General features: G+C 76.6%; 13 protein-coding genes. 7 read left to right on the top strand and 6 right to left on the bottom strand.

All coding sequences use genetic code 11. The features are described from left to right. Window positions 1-13 precede the first annotated feature (13 nt). Entirely contained in the window at window positions 14-1,102 is a 1,089-nt protein-coding gene (locus tag N555_RS0103990) for an MFS transporter (protein ID WP_029430211.1), read from the bottom strand. 334 nt (window positions 1,103-1,436) lie between these two features. On the opposite strand from N555_RS0103990, the gene N555_RS0103985 reads away from it, so the two are divergent. The 3 genes from N555_RS0103985 (at window position 1,437) to N555_RS0103975 (ending at window position 5,036) form a co-directional block, all read left to right on the top strand. Beyond that, the gene (locus N555_RS0103985) at window positions 1,437-2,039 is read left to right on the top strand and encodes a TMEM165/GDT1 family protein (RefSeq protein ID WP_231502585.1); all 603 of its coding nucleotides are present in this window, start codon (window positions 1,437-1,439) and stop codon (window positions 2,037-2,039) included. Between the two features lie 95 nt (window positions 2,040-2,134). Beyond that, window positions 2,135-3,553: a sensor domain-containing diguanylate cyclase gene (locus tag N555_RS26575; RefSeq protein ID WP_051683713.1), complete on the top strand. Its 1,419-nt coding sequence runs from the start codon at window positions 2,135-2,137 to the stop codon at window positions 3,551-3,553. A 97-nt stretch (window positions 3,554-3,650) separates the two neighbouring features. Continuing rightward, window positions 3,651-5,036, top strand: coding sequence for a diguanylate cyclase domain-containing protein (locus tag N555_RS0103975; RefSeq protein ID WP_029430208.1), 1,386 nt, complete (start codon window positions 3,651-3,653; stop codon window positions 5,034-5,036). Here the strand turns inward: N555_RS0103975 and N555_RS27285 are convergent. Next, window positions 5,014-5,580, bottom strand: a complete 567-nt coding sequence (locus N555_RS27285) for a TetR/AcrR family transcriptional regulator (RefSeq protein ID WP_197028898.1) — start codon at window positions 5,578-5,580, stop codon at window positions 5,014-5,016. The genes N555_RS0103975 and N555_RS27285 overlap by 23 nt on opposite strands. A 67-nt stretch (window positions 5,581-5,647) precedes the next feature. On the opposite strand from N555_RS27285, the gene N555_RS27765 reads away from it, so the two are divergent. Both N555_RS27765 and N555_RS0103960 read left to right on the top strand, forming a co-directional pair. After that, on the top strand, window positions 5,648-6,043 hold the full coding sequence (locus N555_RS27765) for an antibiotic biosynthesis monooxygenase family protein (protein ID WP_051683711.1): 396 nt from the start codon (window positions 5,648-5,650) through the stop codon (window positions 6,041-6,043). 51 nt (window positions 6,044-6,094) lie between these two features. Next, window positions 6,095-6,850 (top strand): MerR family transcriptional regulator, encoded by a 756-nt coding sequence (locus tag N555_RS0103960; RefSeq protein ID WP_029430205.1) that lies wholly within the window; start codon window positions 6,095-6,097, stop codon window positions 6,848-6,850. Between the two features lie 72 nt (window positions 6,851-6,922). Here N555_RS0103960 and N555_RS0103955 read toward each other — a convergent pair whose 3' ends face one another. Next, on the bottom strand, window positions 6,923-7,717 hold the full coding sequence (locus tag N555_RS0103955) for a methyltransferase domain-containing protein (protein WP_029430204.1): 795 nt from the start codon (window positions 7,715-7,717) through the stop codon (window positions 6,923-6,925). Between the two features lie 152 nt (window positions 7,718-7,869). Then, window positions 7,870-9,384, bottom strand: a complete 1,515-nt coding sequence (locus N555_RS0103950) for a glycerol-3-phosphate dehydrogenase/oxidase (protein ID WP_231502584.1) — start codon at window positions 9,382-9,384, stop codon at window positions 7,870-7,872. Window positions 9,385-9,400: 16 nt separating this feature from the next. On the opposite strand from N555_RS0103950, the gene N555_RS0103945 reads away from it, so the two are divergent. Beyond that, entirely contained in the window at window positions 9,401-11,104 is a 1,704-nt protein-coding gene (locus N555_RS0103945; RefSeq protein ID WP_029430202.1) for an FAD-binding oxidoreductase, read from the top strand. Window positions 11,105-11,138: 34 nt separating this feature from the next. On the opposite strand, the gene N555_RS0103940 is transcribed toward N555_RS0103945, so the two are convergent. After that, window positions 11,139-12,557 (bottom strand): FAD-binding oxidoreductase, encoded by a 1,419-nt coding sequence (locus N555_RS0103940; protein ID WP_029430201.1) that lies wholly within the window; start codon window positions 12,555-12,557, stop codon window positions 11,139-11,141. A 170-nt stretch (window positions 12,558-12,727) separates the two neighbouring features. On the opposite strand from N555_RS0103940, the gene N555_RS0103935 reads away from it, so the two are divergent. Continuing rightward, window positions 12,728-16,117 carry an AfsR/SARP family transcriptional regulator gene (locus tag N555_RS0103935; protein ID WP_029430200.1) on the top strand — a complete coding sequence of 1,130 codons (3,390 nt, stop codon included), beginning with the start codon at window positions 12,728-12,730 and terminating at the stop codon, window positions 16,115-16,117. On the opposite strand, the gene N555_RS0103930 is transcribed toward N555_RS0103935, so the two are convergent. After that, window positions 16,114-16,881 (bottom strand): SDR family oxidoreductase, encoded by a 768-nt coding sequence (locus N555_RS0103930; RefSeq protein WP_029430199.1) that lies wholly within the window; start codon window positions 16,879-16,881, stop codon window positions 16,114-16,116. The genes N555_RS0103935 and N555_RS0103930 overlap by 4 nt on opposite strands. Between the last annotated feature and the right edge of the window lie 63 nt (window positions 16,882-16,944).

Genomic DNA, 16,944 nt, shown 5'->3' with positions numbered 1-16,944 from the left:
CGCCCGCCACCGGTCACGGCAAGGCCCGCCGGACCAGGGGGACGGCGGCCAGGAAGAGGACGGCGACACCCGCCGCCCCGCCGAGCGCCCAGGCCGCGAAGACCAGCAGCGACCCCAGCTCGATGCCGAGGCCGGCCACCGAGGTGAGCGTCGCCCGGTAGCGGCCGGTGATCCGCTCCTGGAGCCGAGCCTCGGCCACCACGAGGACCGCCAGGTACAGGCCGTAGGCGACCGCCAGGGCGGCCGTCGCAGCCGGTCGGGCCCATCCCGCGGCCGCGGCGAGGAGCAGACCGCTGCCGGCCAGCAGCCACAGCAGCGTCGCGGTCGGCAGGCGGGCGGCCCGGCCGGCCAGGGCGGCACCGAGCGCTCCTGTCAACGCCACGGCCAGCACGGTCCCCGGCACCGCGGCCGGCGGCACGCCCCAGTCCGCCGCCATGACCGGCAGGTACTCCTCGATCGCGTCGAGCCCGCCCAGCAGCCCGACCGCGACGACCACCAGGCGCAGCCCCGGACGGCGCAGCGCCGTCCCGACCGCCCGGCCCAGCGGCACGTCGTCGTCCGCAGCGGGCTCGGAGGGCGGCGGCGAGGGGAAGCGCAGTGCCAGGACCGCCGCGGCCAGGCAGACGGCCACGCTGACCCAGCCGGCCAGCGCGTAGCCACCGGCCGCGAAGAGCACGGTCGCCAGCACCGCGGTCGGCACCTGGACGAGCAGCTCGGCCGCCGTCGTCCAGCCGTGGACCCGGGCGAAGGCGCGCCCCGCGCCCCGCGCCGCGAGGCCGTCGTAGAGCACCGCCTCGACGGTGCCGGAGACCAGCGCGCCGGCCGCACCCCACACCACGAAGCCGACCGCGAACGACCAGGCGGCCGGTACCACGGTCCACAGCGCGAACGCGGTGGCCTCGAGCACGCCGGAGAGCACCAGGACCCCGCGGCGCGACCACCGGTCGGCGAGCACACCGGCGGGCACCTCGGCGAGGAACCCGGTGACCGACCACAGCGCGAACAGCCCCGAGACCTGTCCCTGCGACAGGCCGGTGTCGAGGAACAGCAGGGCGTACAGCGGGTAGATCGGGGCGAGCCCGGCAAGCGCCGTCCAGCCCACGACGAGGCGGGCCAGCGGCCGGGCGGCGACCGGCAGGGGAGCCGGTCGGGAGCGGGACGGGCGTCAACGGAACGGCATGCCGGACGCTAACGCCGCCGTGTGACCGGGCGCACCCGGGGTTTCCGGCTCCCGATCGGCTATGGTGCTCGACGAGAAGGGGAGTAGCCCCCCGACCGCTGGTCGACATGCTGGCGCCACCGCGAGGTGGCTCCCGGTCAGCGGGCCCACGTTCGCGTGGGTGGGCGAGACCTTCGACTGGGCAGTGGAACGCGCGCTGCCGGTCGGAGGCTGCCCGTACCCCCGCCCGGCATCGCCGGAGCGGAAGTGAGATCTCGTGCTGGTGCTGTCGGTCGTCCTGACCGCGTTCGTCCTGGTGGTCCCCGTGGAACTGCCGGACAAGACGCTGTTCGCCAGCCTCGTCCTGGCCACCCGGTTCCCGCACTGGCCGGTGTTCGTCGGCGTCGGGACGGCGTTCGGTCTCCAGGTGGCGATCGCGGTCACCGCCGGTTCGCTGCTCACGCTCCTGCCGGAGGCCCTGGTCACCGGGGTCGTCGCCGCTCTGTTCCTCATCGGCGCGCTCGTGCTGTGGCGCAGCGCGTCAAGCGGCACCGAGGAGGGCAACGACGCCGCGGACTCCCGCGAGGGCACCTCCTTCCTCCGCGCCGCGGCCATCTCGTTCGGCGTCCTGTTCGCGGCGGAGTGGGGCGACCTCTCCCAGCTCGCGATCGCCGGCATGGCGGCCCGCTACGAGGAGCCCCTGTCGGTGTTCGTCGGTGGGTGGGCGGCCCTGCTGGTCGTCTCCGGGCTCGCGGTCTTCCTCGGCAAGAAGCTCGCCGACCGGCTGCCCGTCGCCCTCATCCGCCGGGTGGCGGCGGGGCTGTTCCTCGTCTTCGCGCTGTTCGCGATCGTGGAGACGGTGCGCTCGCTCGTCGGCTGACCTCCCTCCGCCGGGGGAGATGCCCGTGCGGCCCTCAAGCACCCGCGGCCGGTCGCCGTTGCCGACGGCAGGAAACCGGAACGAGGGAGGTCCGCATGTCTCGAGGCGCTCGGACCTCGACGGCTGTCCTCGACGCGGCCGGCGACTCGGATCTCGACGGCGTGGTGCGCGTCGCCGCCGCCGTCACCGGCCTGGCCTGCGCCACCGTCAACCTCTTCGACGGCGAGCTGCAGCGGCAGCTGGGCGCGCACGGGTTCACCGGCGGCGCGAGCCCCCTCGACGGCTCCCTCTGCGCCACGCTGCTCCGAGGTGGCGCCGCCGTGGCGGCCGTCGACGACCTCTCGGGACTCCCGGAGTTCGCCGGCAACCCGTGGGTGGACGGGCGGCTGGCCCGCATCCGCGCCTACGCCGGCGCCGCGCTGGTCCTCGACGGACAGGTGGTCGGCAGCCTCTGCGTCTTCGACGACCGGCCCCACCCGTTCCGTCCCGACGAGACCGCCCGGCTGACCGACCTGGCCGACGTCCTCGTCTCGCTGCTGCTGCGCCGCCGCCAGGCCGACGAGATGGCCGAGCTGGCCGCCGCCAGCGAGCAGGCCCGGCGGGAGGCGGAGGCCGCGCACGCCGAGCTCGCCACCTCGAATGCCTTCACCGGCGCGCTGCTCGAGGCCCTGCCGGTCGGGATCGTGGCGGCCGACGCCGCCGGCCGGGTCAACCTCTTCAACCGGGTCAGCCGCGCCTGGCACGGCCTGGACGCCGATCCGGACGTCGCGATGCGCGACGTCGCCGGCGCCTTCCGCCTCGCGACCACGACGGGCCGGGAGCTGGAGGCCGAGGAGATCCCGCTGTTCCGGGTGCTGGCCGACGGCCGGCTCACCGACGTGCCGATCGCCATCGCCGGCTCCGACGGGCGGCTGCGCCTGGTCGAGTGCTCCGGAGAGCCCGTCCACGCCGACGACGGCACCCTGCTCGGCGCCGTCGTCGCCATGGCCGACGTCACCGAGCGCCGGGCCCTGGAGGAGGAGCTGCGGACGGCGGCCCTGCACGACCCGCTGACCGGACTGCCCAACCGCAGCCTGCTGATCGACCGGCTGTCGGCGCTCCTGCTCGGGTCGGGCCGCAGCGCCGAGCCGTTCAGCGTCCTGTACTGCGACCTCGACGACTTCAAGCCGGTCAACGACCTCGCCGGGCACGCCGCCGGCGACATCGTCCTGCGCAAGGCCGCCCGCCGGCTGCGGAGCGCGATCCGCCCCGGGGACACCGTCGCCCGGATCGGCGGCGACGAGTTCGTCCTGCTCTGCCCCGGCCTGCACGACGAGGCGTCGGCCGACGAGGTCGCCGCGCGGGTGACCGCCTCCTTCGCCGAGCCCTTCGTCCTGACCGACGGGTCCCGCTTCGAGGTCGGCATCAGCGTCGGCGCGGTGCTCAGCACCCCCGCGGACACCCCGCAGTCCGCGCTGGCCCGCGCCGACGAGGCGATGTACCGGGTCAAGGCCGAGCGTCGCGTTCCCCGCTGATCCCTCCGTTCACCCGAACGGGTGAAGGGCCGGTCCAGCCGGACCGCCGGAGCGCCGTTGTCCTCTCGACCCCATCGCCGCCCGGACAGAGGACGACGTGACCGCCACCCTGCGACCGCTCACCGCACGATCCGAGGTACAGCGCGACGCGCTGCGCGAGCTCGGCAGCGGGCAGGCGCCCGAACAGGCCGAGCTGCACGCGGTGCTCCGGCTCGCCGCCGCGGTGACCGGTGCCGCCCACGCGGCCGTGAACCTCCTGGACGACGAGGAGCAGGTGACCCTGGTCGGACTGGGTGCCGAGCCGTGCCGGGTGTCGCAGGAGGACTCGCTGTGCGCCCGCACCTCCGTGCGCCCCGGCGTCTTCTGGGGCGCCGACCTCCGCGCCGATCCCGACCACGCCGGCAACGCCTTCGTCGACGGCCGGATCGGCCGGCTGCGCTTCTTCGCCAGCGCGCCGCTGCGGACCACCGACGGCGACGTCATCGGCACGGTCTGCACGTGGGACGACGAGGTCCGCGAACTGACGCCCGAGCAGGTGGACCGGCTCGCCGACCTGGCCGAGGTCGCCCTGGCCCTCGTCGACCGGTACCGCGCCGCCCGGGTCGCCGAGGCCGCCTCGGCCGAGCTCTCGCGGGCCCGCGCCTTCGACCGCGCGCTCCTGGACTCGCTGTCGGTGGGTGTCGTCGCGTCGGACGCCGAGGGCCGCCCGACCCGCGTCAACCGGATCGTGGCCGACTGGGCGGGCGACCGCTGGGGAGGCGGCCGGCTGGTCGACGCCCCGCTGTTCGAGGACCTCTACCTGGCCGACGGGGTCACCCCGGTCGACCCGAGGTCCGGACCGCTGCAGCGCGCCGTCCGGGGCGAGCAGGTGCGCGACGTCGAACTCGTCGCCGGCCGGCCGGGAGGCCTCCGCCGCGTCACGCTGGCCACCGCCGAGCCGATCCACGACGACGACGGCACGGTCCTCGGCGGGGTCATCACCATCAGGGACATCACCGAGCAGCGGGAGCTCGAGGCCAAGCTGCGCGAGGCAGCGCTGCACGACCCGCTGACCGGCCTGCCCAACCGGGCCCTCGTGGTCGACCGGGTGGAGCAGGCGCTGCGCGTCCAGCGCCGGGACCGGACCCCCACGGTGGTCGCCTACTGCGACCTCGACGGCTTCAAGGCGATCAACGACACCGCCGGGCACGACGCCGGGGACGCCGCACTGCTGCGCGCCGCCGACGCCCTCCGCTCGGTCGTCCGCCCGAGCGACACGGTCGGCCGGATGGGCGGCGACGAGTTCGTCGTCGTCTGCCCCGGGATGGGCACCGCCCGGGACGCGGCCGAGCTCGTCGCCCGGATCGAGAGCGCCCTCGCGACCGGCGCCGGCCTGCGGGGGAGCTGCGGCACCGCGCTCAGCCGGCCGGCCGACACCGCCGACTCGCTCCTGCGCCGCGCCGACGAGGCGATGTACGCCGTCAAGCGGGGTCGTCGCCCCTGATCCGTGCGAGGCGCCCGACGAGCGTCCGCACGAGGGTGTCCTGGTCCGGCCAGGAGGGATCCGCGCCGGTGACGCGGAGCGTGACCACGCCGTGCAGGGCGGTCCACAGCAGCGCGGCGTCCGCCGCAGGGTCCTCGCTGCCGGAGCGGCCGGCGGTCACGCAGGCGGAGACGCCGTCGACGAGGACGGCGAAGGCCTCCCCGCCGGAGCCGCGGCGCCCGCCGAACATCGCCCGGTAGCGCACCGGTGCCACCAGGCCGGCCTCGACGTAGGCCCGGCACCCGGCCACCAGCCGGTCGACCGGATCGGCGAGCGGCTCGACGGCCGCGAGGATCCGCGCCCGCAGCTCGTCGAACCCCTCGGCGACGACCGCGTCGAGGAGCGCCGTCAGGTCGGCGAAGTGCCCGTAGACGGCCGGCGCGCTGACCCCGGCCTCGCGCGCCACGGCCCGCAGCGTGACCGCCTCCTCCGCGCCGGTCCGCTCCAGCAGGACGGCGCCGGCCCGCACCAGCTCGCTCCGCAGCTGCCCCGTCGTCCTTGTCACGTCCCTGACTTTACACGTGTTAAGCACGGCGCTACTCTGCTTAACACCCGTAAAGCAGGAGGCCCCCGTGTTCTCGATCCCCGACCTGCCGTGGTCCGCCGCCGAGCCCGCGGGCGGCCCCGGCGTCGTCCTCGTCACCCGCCTGCAGCTGCGCCGGCTGCGCGACGTCCCGGCGTTCTTCCGCACCTCGCTCGCCATCCGGCGCCAGGTCGCGCGCTCGCCCGGCGCCCGGTCGCTGCAGCTGCGCGCCCAGCCGCTGGCGCGCACGTTCACGACGGTCTCGTGGTGGGACGACGACGCCGCGGTGCGCGCCTTCGCCCGCGCCGAGCCGCACCGCGGTGCGATGCGGGCATGGCGTCCACGGCTGAGCGGCTTCCTCAACGTGGCGCTGCCGGGCGCCGAGGGGACCGTGCCCACGGTGGCGGCGACACTCCCCCGGGCGGTCGCCGCGGATCGCGCTTGACCCTGACGCGACGTCAGGCCGTGCACTCGGCGTCGTCGGAGAGGAGGACCCGTGAACGTGGGAGAGGTCGCGGCCCTGACCGGCGTGACGGTGCGGACGCTGCACCACTACGACCGGATCGGGCTGCTGTCGCCGTCCGGGCGCAGCGCGTCGGGCTACCGGCAGTACTCGGCCGCGGACCTGGACCGGCTGCACCAGGCGCTGGTCTACCGCGAGCTCGGGTTCTCCCTCGAGGAGGTCGCGACCCTGCTGGACGACCCGGACGTCGACCCGGTCGAGCACCTGCGCCGGCAGCACCGGCTGCTGCTCGACCGGGTGGCCCGGGACCAGCGGATGGTCGCGGCCGTGGAGAAGGAGATGGAGGCACGGCAGATGGCGATCCACCTGACCCCCGAGGAGCGGTTCGAGGTCTTCGGCGACCGGGACCCCGCGCAGTACGGGGAGGAGGTCGAGGCGCGCTGGGGCGACACCGAGGCCTACGCGCAGTCGACGCGGCGGACGGCGGCCTACGGCAAGGACGACTGGCTGCGGATCAAGGCCGAGGGGGACGACCTCGTGCGGCGGATGGCCGAGGCGCTGCGGTCCGGCGTGGCGCCCGACTCGGCGGACGCCATGGACCTCGCCGAGGAGCACCGGCAGCAGATCACGGCGAACTTCTACGACTGCCCGCCGGAGATCCACGCCGCGCTCGGCCGGATGTACGTCGAGGACGAGCGGTTCACCGCCACCTACGAGGCGGTCGCACCGGGTCTCGCACAGTGGGTCAGCACCGCCGTCCAGGCCAACGCCGCCCGCTCGGCCGGCTGACCGCCCGGCATAGGAAGCAATACGCACGTCCACGGCGCCGAGACGTGTGCATTGCTTCCTATGCCTCACGGGTCAGACGCGGATGAGCAGCTCCCCGTGCGTCATGGAGAGCCAGCCGTCGTCCGCCGCAGCCCAGCGCCGCCAGGCCGCGGCGACCTCCTCCAGCTCGGCGCGCGTCGCCAGCCCGTAGGCCACCGCCTGCTCGGCGAAGGACGACGCGGTCGCCCGGCCGGCCCACGAGGTGCCCCACCACTCCCGCTCGGCCTCCGATGCGTAGCACCAGGACGACGTGCTGGCGACGACGTCGCGCAGGCCCGCCGCGTGCGCCCACGACAGCAGCCGGCGACCGGCGTCGGGCTCGGCCTCGTTCCCGCGGGCGACCCCGTAGTAGATTTCGAGCCAGCGGTCCAAACCGCGGTCGAGCGGGAACCAGGTGAACGTCGCGTAGTCGACGTCGCGCACCGCGATCACCCCGCCGGGCCGGCACACCCGCGCCATCTCCCGCAGGGCCGCGACCGGATCGGTCAGGTGCTGGAGCACCTGGTGGGCGTGGACGACGTCGAAGGAGTCGTCCGCCGCCTCGAGCGCGTAGGTGTCGCCGACGGCGAACTCGACCGCGACCCCGGCCCGGTCCGCCGCCGCGCGCGCCTCGTCCAGCGGATCCGGGGAGACGTCGAGCCCGACCACCCGGCCGGGCGCCACCCGGCGGGCGAGGTCGACCGTGATCGTCCCCGGCCCGCAGCCCACGTCGAGCAGGTCGAGCCCCGGCCTCAGGTGGGGCAGGAGGTAGCCGGCGGAGTTCTCGGCGGTCCGCCAGCGGTGCGACTGCAGGACGGGCTCGGCGTGCCCGTGGGTGTACGTGTCCATGCCGGGATCATGGACCCCCCGTCCCATAGAACGGAATGGCCTTCCCATTGCATGAGACAGCGGAATTCTCCCTCACCGCAGCGCGTCCTCCCCCACGGTGTGCGGCGAGGGAGGAGGCGCCACGATCAGGTCACCTGATCCCGGCGGAGGGGCTACTCGGCGAGGACGGCCTCGGCGGCGGCGACGACGCGGGCACGGTCGGCCGGCACCAGCCCGATCCGGGTGCGCCGGTCGAGCAGGTCCCCGACCGTCCGGGCACCTTCCGCGCGGACGGCGAAGCGCAGCTCCCCCACCGTCTCCGGCCGGCCCTCGACCACCGGCTCCTCCCCCAGCGCCGCGACCCCCGGCGCCTCGGTGCCGTACCGCGCGACCAGCCGGTCCGGAGCCGGCACCCTGGCCAGCGCGGGCCGGGGCGCGGCGCCGACCAGCGGCAGCCTCGCGGTGACCGACCGCCGGGCGCCGCGGCCGAGCCGGGCCACCACGGCGTCGACGGTCTCCTCGGCCATCGCCCGGTAGGTCGTCAGCTTCCCGCCGACGACGGTGAGCAGGTCGCCGTCCCACGACAGCAGGTGCTTGCGGGAGAGGTCGGCGGTGGCGTCGCCCGGCCCGGTCCCGGCCGAGGCGGGCAGCACCAGCGGCCGCAGCCCGGCGTAGGAACCGACGACGTCGTCGCGGGTCAGCGGCTCGGCGAGCACGGCGTTCACCGTCTCCAGCAGCTGCGCCACCTCGGCGTCCGAGGGCACCGGGTCGTCGTCGGGTACCGGGCCCTCGACCGGTTCGTCGGTGAGCCCGAGGTAGACCAGCCCGCCGGGCTGCGGCAGCGCGAACACGTAGCGCGAGCGGGAGCCCGGCAGCGGCACGGTCAGCGCGGCCGACGGCGACCCGAGGCGGGCGGCCGGCACGACCAGGTGCGACCCGCGCGACGGCACCAGCCGTACGTCCGGGGCCAGGCGCTGCGCCCACACCCCGGCGGCGTTGACCACGACCCCGGCCCGCACGGTCAGGGACTCGCCGTCGGCGACGACCGACACGCCACCGCCGGACACCCCGGTCACCGTCGCGCCGGGGACCACCCGCGCGCCGAGGGCGGCCGCCGTCCGGGCGAGCGCGACGACGAGACGGGCGTCGTCGGCCAGCTGCCCGTCCCAGAACACGACGCCGCCGCGCCCCGCCCGCACCGCCGGCGTCGCGCGGGACACCTCCGCCGCGGACACCCGCGCCGTCGAGGGCAGCGACCGCCGTCCGCCGGGCACCGAGAGCCGGACCGCGTCACCGAGCCGGCCGCCGGCCTCGGCCAGCGCCGTCACGTCCCGCCCGGCGACGTCGGGGACGAGGAAGGGCAGCGGGCGGACCAGGTGCGGCGCGGTGGACCCCATGAGGACGGCGCGCTCGCGGGCGGACTCCCGGGCCAGGCCGATCTCCCCGTGGGCGAGGTAGCGCAGCCCGCCGTGGACCAGCTTCGACGACCACCGGCTGGTGCCCGAGGCGAGGTCGGCCCGCTCCAGCAGCGCCACCGTGAGCCCGCGCGCGGCGGCGTCCAGCGCCACTCCGGCGCCGGTCACCCCGCCGCCGACGACCAGGACGTCGACCGCACCCTCGGCGAGGAACCGCAGGTCAGCGGCCCGGCGATCCGCGGTGAGCGCGCCGGGCACGGGCACGGTCGGCACCCGGCAGACTGTAGCCGTGCCCGAGCAGCCGGAACTGACGATCCAGGGATGGGGGCCGGGCGGCTCCCGCGTGGCGACGGTCCGGGAGGGCCTGGACGGGGACGAGGGCTCGCTGGAGCTCGACACCGACCCCGACCTCGCCGGCGCCCTCCCCCGCGCGGCCCGCCGGCACCTGTCCCGGGAGCTGGGCTGGACACCGCGGTCCACCCCGCCGGTCCGGGTGTCGGAGATCCGCATCGCGCCCAGCCGGCTGCCCGGCGACGTCCGGGCGGCGATGGCCGCGCTCCTCGGCGAGGAGAACGTGGCCACCGACCGCGAGTCCCGGCTGCGGCGCACCGGCGGCAAGAGCTACCTGGACCTGCTGCGCCGGCGGGAGGGGGACGTCTCCGACGCGCCCGACGCGGTCGTCTCCCCCGGCGACACCGACGAGACCGCGGCACTGCTGGCCCTGTGCGCCGAGCGCGGCGTCGTCGTCGTGCCCTTCGGCGGTGGCACCAGCGTGGTCGGCGGGCTGTCGGGCATCGACCCCGACGACCGGCCGGCGGTGGCGCTGGACCTCGGCCGCATGGCGAGCGTCCGCGACCTCGACGTCCCCTCCTCGCTGGTCACCGTCGGCCCCGGCATGCGCGGGCCGGCGCTGGAGGAGGCACTGGCCCGCGTCGGCCTGACCCTCGGCCACCTGCCGCAGAGCTGGGAGTTCGCCACGCTCGGCGGGTACGCGGCGACCCGGTCGGCGGGGCAGGCGTCCACCGGGATCGGCCGCTTCGACGAGCTCGTGGCCGGCCTGACCCTCGCCACCCCCACCGGCGTCCTGGAGCTCGGGCACCCGCCCGCCTCGGCCGCCGGCCCCGACCTGCTCGGGCTGGCCCTGGGCTCGGAGGGTGCGCTCGGCGTCATCACCGAGCTCCGGCTGCGGGTGCGGCCGAAGCCGCGGACCGCCACCTACGAGGGGTGGTCCTTCCGCAGCTGGGCCGCCGGCCTCGCCGGCCTGCAGCGCCTCGCGCGGCACGACCTGCTGCCCGACGTCGTCCGGCTGTCCGACCCCGACGAGACCCGCGCCAACCTGCTCATGGCCGGCGGCACGGGAGCGCGGGTGCTGCGCGGGTCGCTGCGGGCCCGGGGCCACGGGCAGGGCTGCCTGCTGGTCGTCGGCTGGGAGGGCCTGCCGACCCTGGTCCGCGCCCGCCGGCGGGCCGCGGCCTCGGCGCTGCGCGAGGGCGGCGCCGTGCGGGTGGGCCGGAAGGTCGGGGAGTCGTGGCGCCGGCACCGGTTCGACGCCCCCTACCTGCGCGACCGGCTGCTGGACTCCGGCCTGCTCGTCGAGACCCTCGAGACGGCCGCGACGTGGACGGCGCTCCCGGTGGTCTACGACGCCGTCCGCTCGGCGCTGGCGCGGTCACTGGGCCGGGACGGCCGGCCGCCGCTGGTGATGAGCCACGTCTCGCACGGCTACCCGACCGGCGCCTCGCTCTACGTCACCGTGCTCGCCGACCGGGACGACGACCTGCCGATCCAGCAGTGGCTGGCCGCCAAGCGGGAGGCCACCGACGCCCTGCTGGCCGCCGGCGGCACGCTCACCCACCACCACGCCGTCGGCGCCGACCACCGCCCCTGGCTGGAACGGGAGATCGGGCCGCTCGGCGTCGAGGTGCTCCGCGCGGTCAAGCAGCGGCTGGACCCGACGGGCATCTGCAACCCCGGCGTGCTCCTGCCGGACTAGCCGCGACCGGCGGCGCAGCGACCGGGGCAGCCCCTCAGCCGGCACGGACGGCGTGCCCGTGCGAGAAGACGTCGGCCGGGTCGACCGCCCGCTTGACGGCGCGCAGGCGCACCGCGTCCGCGGGCTCGTACGCGGCGAGCACCTCCTCCGGACCGGAGACGTCGCCGAGGAAGTTGACCATGCAGCCGGGCGCGGCCCAGGGGCGCAGCGCGTCCAGGACCCCCCGGCCGATCGCGGGGAGGACGTCGGCGAGCTCGGGGACCATCGGACCCAGCACGAGCACCGACCACGCACCGGACCGCCCGGCGACGGCGTTCGGGACGGCGGGCTGCCGGCCGAGCGCCCCGCCCAGCTGACGGATCTCGGCCATGACCAGCGGGACCGGCGCCTGGGGACCGGCGGCGGCGAGGAAGGCGTCGACCGTCTCCGCGGTCAGCTCGGCGAGCAGCATCCCCTTCTCCCAGCCGGGCATGGGGTCCTTCGGGTCCATGTGGACGGCGTCCATCTCCGTCGGGAGCAGCGGGACGATCGCGCCGAGCACGATCCGGCCGGCGTCCAGCATCGGCGCCACGAGCCGCTCGCCCTCGGCGAAGTCGTCCCCGCAGTAGACGTAGCGCAGGTGGACGACGGTCTGGCCCTGCAACGGCGGCGGCAGGTCGGGCAGCGGCGGGAGGCGGAGGACGGCGACCGAGCTGCTGGCCTCCTCGGGCAGGGTGGGCGCCCACTCCCGGTAGGCGTGCAGCACGGCGGCGGCGTCCTCGGCGGCGAAGAAGACACCGCCGCCGAGCACCGACGCCACCGGGACCAGCCCGATCTCCAGGGCGGTGACGACGCCGAACGAGCCCTTGCCCCCGCGGACCGCCCAGAACAGCTCGGGGTCGGTGGTCGCGTCGACCCGGCGCAGCGAACCGTCGGCGGTGACGATCTCGACCGCGGTGACGGTGTCGGCGGCGAACCCGAACCGCCGGCCCAGCGAGCCCTGCCCGCCGCCGAGGGTGTAGCCGACCACGCCGACGTCGGAGGACGAGCCGCACAGCCCGGTCAGCCCGTGCTCGGCGGCGGCCTCGAGGACGGCGGCCCACTTCGCCCCGGCCTGGACCCGGGCGGTGCGGCGGTGCGGGTCGACGGCGACACCCTGCATCCGGCGGGTCGTGATCAGCACGGTCCCGGCCGCGTTCCGCACCGGGCCGTGACCGGTGGCCTGGACGGCCACCGGCAGCCCGTGCGCCACGGCGAACTGCACCGCGGCGACGACGTCGGCGGCGCACGTCGCCCCGACCGCGACGGCCGGGGTGTGCCGGACGGCGACGTTCCAGGCGGCGACCTCGGCTCCCAGCCCGTCGTCCCCGGCGGCGTACACCGGGCCGTGCACGCGGGTGCGCAGGTCGTCGACGTCGGCGGGGGGGACGGCAGGCTCGAGGTGCAGCTTCTGGGGGTCCTGGGTGAGACTCATGGGGAGGTTCCTCGGCAGGATGGGGACGCGCTTCCGACGGCGGCGACTCTCCCGAGGGCGCCTTGACGGGCGCTTGTCCCCGGCTAGCACCCCACTAGGACCCCGCTTGGAGGGGTCAGCGCCCCGGACCCCCTCCCGCACGGGGCCTCCACCTGGGAGCATCCCCCGTCGTGCACTACCGCGTCCTCGGCCCGCTCGAGGTCACGGCTCCCGACGGGCGGCCGGTCGACGTCGGCGGTGCCAAGCCCCGGGCCCTCCTGACCCTGCTGCTCTCCGAGCCCGGCCGGGCAGTGGGGCTCGACCGGATCATCGCCACGCTGTGGGGGGACGAGCCCCCGCCGACGGTCACCGGCACCCTGCAGGCCTACGTCTCCCACCTGCGCCGGGTGCTGGAGCCCGACCGCGGCCCGCGCCGGCCGCCGTCGGTCCTGCTGACCCGGGCGCCCGGGTACCTCGTGCAGGTCGGGGTCGACGAGCTGGACAGCCTCCGCTTCGCCCACCTCGTCGAGGAGGGCGACCGGGCGGTGGAGGGCGGGGACCCCGGGCGTGGGGTCGCCCTGCTGGACCAGGCCCTGGCGCTGTGGCGGGGGGAGCCGCTCACCGAGCTGGGCGAGCACCCCTCGGCCGCCACCGACCGGCTCCGGCTCACCGAGCTGCAGGTCCGCGCCCGCGAGCGGCGCTGCGACGCGCTGCTGGCCTCCGGCCGGCCGGAGGCCGCGGTGCCGGACCTGCAGCGCCTGGTCGGCGAGCACCCGCTGCGCGAGCGGCTGTGGGCCCGGCTGGTCACCGCGCTCTACGCCGCCGACCGCCAGGCCGACGCGCTGGAGGCGCTCCGGCGGTGCGCGGAGCTCCTGCGCGACGAGCTGGGCATCGACCCGGGCCCGGAGCTGCGCGACCTCGAGCGGGCGGTGCTGCGCCAGGACCCGAAGCTGACCGAGCGGGTGCCCCGGCCCCACCTCGCCGTCGTCCAGGCCCCGCCGCCCCCGGCTCCCGTGCCGGTGCCCGGGGCGGAGGCACTGGTCGGCCGGGCCATCGAGCTGGCGCAGCTGCGGGTGTCCCTCGACCTGGCCGCGGGCGGGCGGCCCGCCGTCGTCGTCGTGGGGGGCGAGGCCGGCATCGGCAAGACGCGGCTGGCGGAGGCCTCGGCGGACGTGGCCCGGTCGGCCGGCTGGGCGGTCGCGTGGAGCCGGTGTGCCGACGACGCCGGCGCCCCGGCCCTCTGGCCGTGGACGCAGGTCCTGGAGGAGCTGGGCCAGGAGCGGCTGACCCCCATCGCCGACGAGGACCCCGACGCCGCCCGGTTCCGGCTGTTCGAGGACCTGCGCACCCGCCTGTCGGCCGCCGCGACCCGGCAGCCGCTGCTCGTGGTGCTGGACGACCTGCAGGGCGCCGACACCACCTCGGTGCAGCTGCTCGCCCTGCTGACCCGGCACCTGCCCCGGCTGCCGCTGCTCCTGCTGATCACCGTGCGCGACGTGGGCGAGGAGCTGCCCGCGCCGGTCACCGACTGCCTGGCCCGGCTGGGCCGGGAACCCGTGGCCAGCCGGCTGCGGCTGGAGGGCCTGGACCAGGCGGAGGTCGGTGCGCTGCTGACCGCACAACTGGGGACCGGCGGGGACGCCGCGCTGGCCGCCACGGTGCGCGACCGCACCGCGGGCAACCCGTTCTTCATCGTGGAGCTCACCCGCTGGATGGCCGGCGCGCAGGGGCTCGACCGTGGACCGGTGCCGCCCTCGGTGGGGGCCGTGCTGCGGACCCGCCTGGCCCGGCTGGCTGCCGACACCCGGGCCGTCCTCGAGCTGGGCGCGCTGGCCGGCCGCGAGGTCTCCCTCGACCTGCTCGAGGCCGCGGGCACCCCGGCCGAGGAGGCGCTGGGCGCGCTGGACGCGGCGATGGCCCTCGGCCTGGTCGTCGAGGGCGACCGCCCCTGGACCTGGCGGTTCGCGCACGCGCTGGTGCAGGAGGTCCTCGCCGGGGACCTGGGCGTGGTGCAGCGGGCCCGCCTGCACGCCCGGCTGGGCGCCGCGCTCGAGCAACGGCTGGGTGCGAGCGCGGCCGACGACACGCTGGTGGAGCGGCTGGCGCACCACTTCGTCGAGGCCGTGCCGCTGGCCGGGCCCGGCCCCGCGCGGCGCTGGTCCGCCGCCGCCGCCGAGGCCGCCCGCACCCGGCTCGCGCACGGGGAGGCGGCCGCGCACACCCGGCGGGCGCTGTCGCTGCTCGACCCCGCCGAGCCCGGTGCGGCGCGGCTCCGGCACGACCTGCTCACCGCGCTCGGCGACGACCTGCTGCGCAGCGGTGAGCGGACCGAGGCCCGGGAGGTCATCGCGCAGGCCATCGCCGTCGCCCGGGAGCTGGGTGATCGACGCTGCCTGCTGGAGGCGGCGTCGGTGTGGGGCTCACCCACGCTGTGGAACTGGCGGCCGCACGGCGTCGTCGACCACGAGATGGTGGCGCTGCTGGAGGAGCTCCTCGAGCACCGCGAGGACATCGCGCCGGACTCCTCGGACGCCGACCGCGACCGCCTGGCCGTCCGGCTGCTGGGCACCCTGGGTGTGGAGCTGGCGTTCAGCGAGGACCTGCAGCGCGGACCGCGGTACGCCGAGCAGGCCGTGGAGCTGGCCCGCGGCGCCGGGGACCCGGGGCTGCTCGGGCGCGCCCTCAACAACTACTCGCTGGCCGTCTGGGGCCGGCCGGGGGCGGCCGAGCTCCGGCTGGCCGCGACCGACGAGGCGCTGGCCCTGGCCGGCCGCGGCCTGCCCCGGCGGACGGAGTTCCTCGCCCGGCTGCACCGCGCCGCCATCCGGCTGCACCTCACCGACCTGCGCGGCTTCGAGGCCGACCTCGACGCCGCCCGGCGGCTGTCGGTCTCGCTGTCGGGCCCGGAGGTGCGGCCGCACGTGCTCTGGCAGCAGGCCGGGGCCGCGTGGCTGCGGGGGGACGCCGCCCGCGCCGACGAGCTGACCACCGAGGCCTACGAGCTGTACCGCCGGGTCACCCCGCACGCCCGGCACGCGTTCGCCGCGCACCAGTTCACGCTGCGCCGCGGCGACGCGCGGCTGCCCGAGGCGATCGACCTGCTGGTCGAGACCGGCGACGAGGGCAACCCGCTCCTGCAGCTCATGGCGGTGGTGGCCGCGGCGGAGTCCGGCGACCTCGACGAGGCCCGCCGGCTGCGCCGCCGGTGGGGGCGCACGCAGGTGCGCGACTGGGCCAGTGACGTCGCGGTGCTGCTGGAGGCCGAGACCGCGCTGTTGCTCGGCGACGAGCCGGAGATCGAGATGGCGGTCGTGCAGCTGCTGCCCTTCCGCGGCCGCCAGGCGGTGCTCGGGACGCCGTCGTTCAGCCTCGGCTCCTACGACGAGCTGCTCGGCCGGGTCGCGGAGAACCGCGGCGACACGGTGGCCGCCCGCGAGTGGTGGCAGGCGGCGCGGCGGCAGGGCCAGGCGGTGGGCTCCCCGCACCAGGTCGCGCTCGCCGAAGCGCACCTGGCGCGGGTCCCGGAGACCGCGGCCCGGCGTCCCCCGCGCCGCCGTCCTCCCGCCGCCGAGACCGCCTAGAGCGTCGTCGCCCGGCCGCCGTCCACGGGGATGACCGCGCCGGTGACGTAGGCGCCGGCCCGGCTGGACAGGTAGACGACGACGCCGGCCATGTCGTCGGGCCGGCCGATCCGCTTCAGCGGGGCCGACGCGGCGATCTCCTCGCCGTGCGCGGCCAGGGTGGCGGCCATCATCTTCGACTCGAACGGGCCCGGGGCGACGGCGTTGACCGTGATCCCGCGCGGGCCGAGCTCCTTGGCCAGCACCCGGGTGAGGTGGTGCACCCCGGCCTTGCTCGCCGAGTACGAGTACGTCGGCAGCGCCGGCGCGTGCAGGCCGTCGATGCTGCCCACGTTCACCACCCGGGCCGGGTCGTCGGGAGTCGCCGCCGCCTCGAGCAGCGGCGTGAAGGCGCGGGTCAGGAAGAACGGCGCCTTGAGGTTGAGGTCGAGCACCTTGTCCCAGGCCGAGGCGGGGAACTCCTCGAACGGCGCGCCCCACGTGGCGCCCGCGTTGTTGACCAGAACGTGCAGCCGCTCCTCGCGCCGGCCCACCTCCTCGGCCAGGCGCACGCACTCGGCCTCGATGGAGACGTCGGCCGGGATCGAGACCACTCGCCCGTGCTCCGAGAGCTCGGCGACCGCCTCCTCGCCGGCCTCGGCCTTGCGGGAGCTGATGTAGACCGACGCCCCGGCCTGCAGCAGCCCGCGGGCCATCATCAGGCCGATGCCGCGGGTGCCGCCGGTGACGACGGCGACCTTCCCGGTCAGGTCGAACAGGTCCACGCGCCACACCTCCGCCTCTGGGGGACCGCGTCGTCCCCCGGGCGGACGACGCTACCGAGCGCG

Origin of the sequence: Blastococcus sp. URHD0036 (assembly GCF_000701365.1) — a bacterium.
GTDB lineage: Bacteria > Actinomycetota > Actinomycetes > Mycobacteriales > Geodermatophilaceae > Trujillonella.
This window is presented reverse-complemented; position numbering and strand designations above follow the sequence as displayed.

What these genes read in the sequence shown, in the direction of transcription:
- N555_RS26575 (WP_051683713.1), top strand. Translation starts at nt 2,135, where the DNA reads ATGTCTCGAGGCGCTCGGACCTCGACGGCTGTCCTCGACGCGGCCGGC.
- N555_RS0103955 (WP_029430204.1), bottom strand. Translation starts at nt 7,717, where the DNA reads ATGGACACGTACACCCACGGGCACGCCGAGCCCGTCCTGCAGTCGCAC.
- N555_RS0103940 (WP_029430201.1), bottom strand. Translation starts at nt 12,557, where the DNA reads ATGAGTCTCACCCAGGACCCCCAGAAGCTGCACCTCGAGCCTGCCGTC.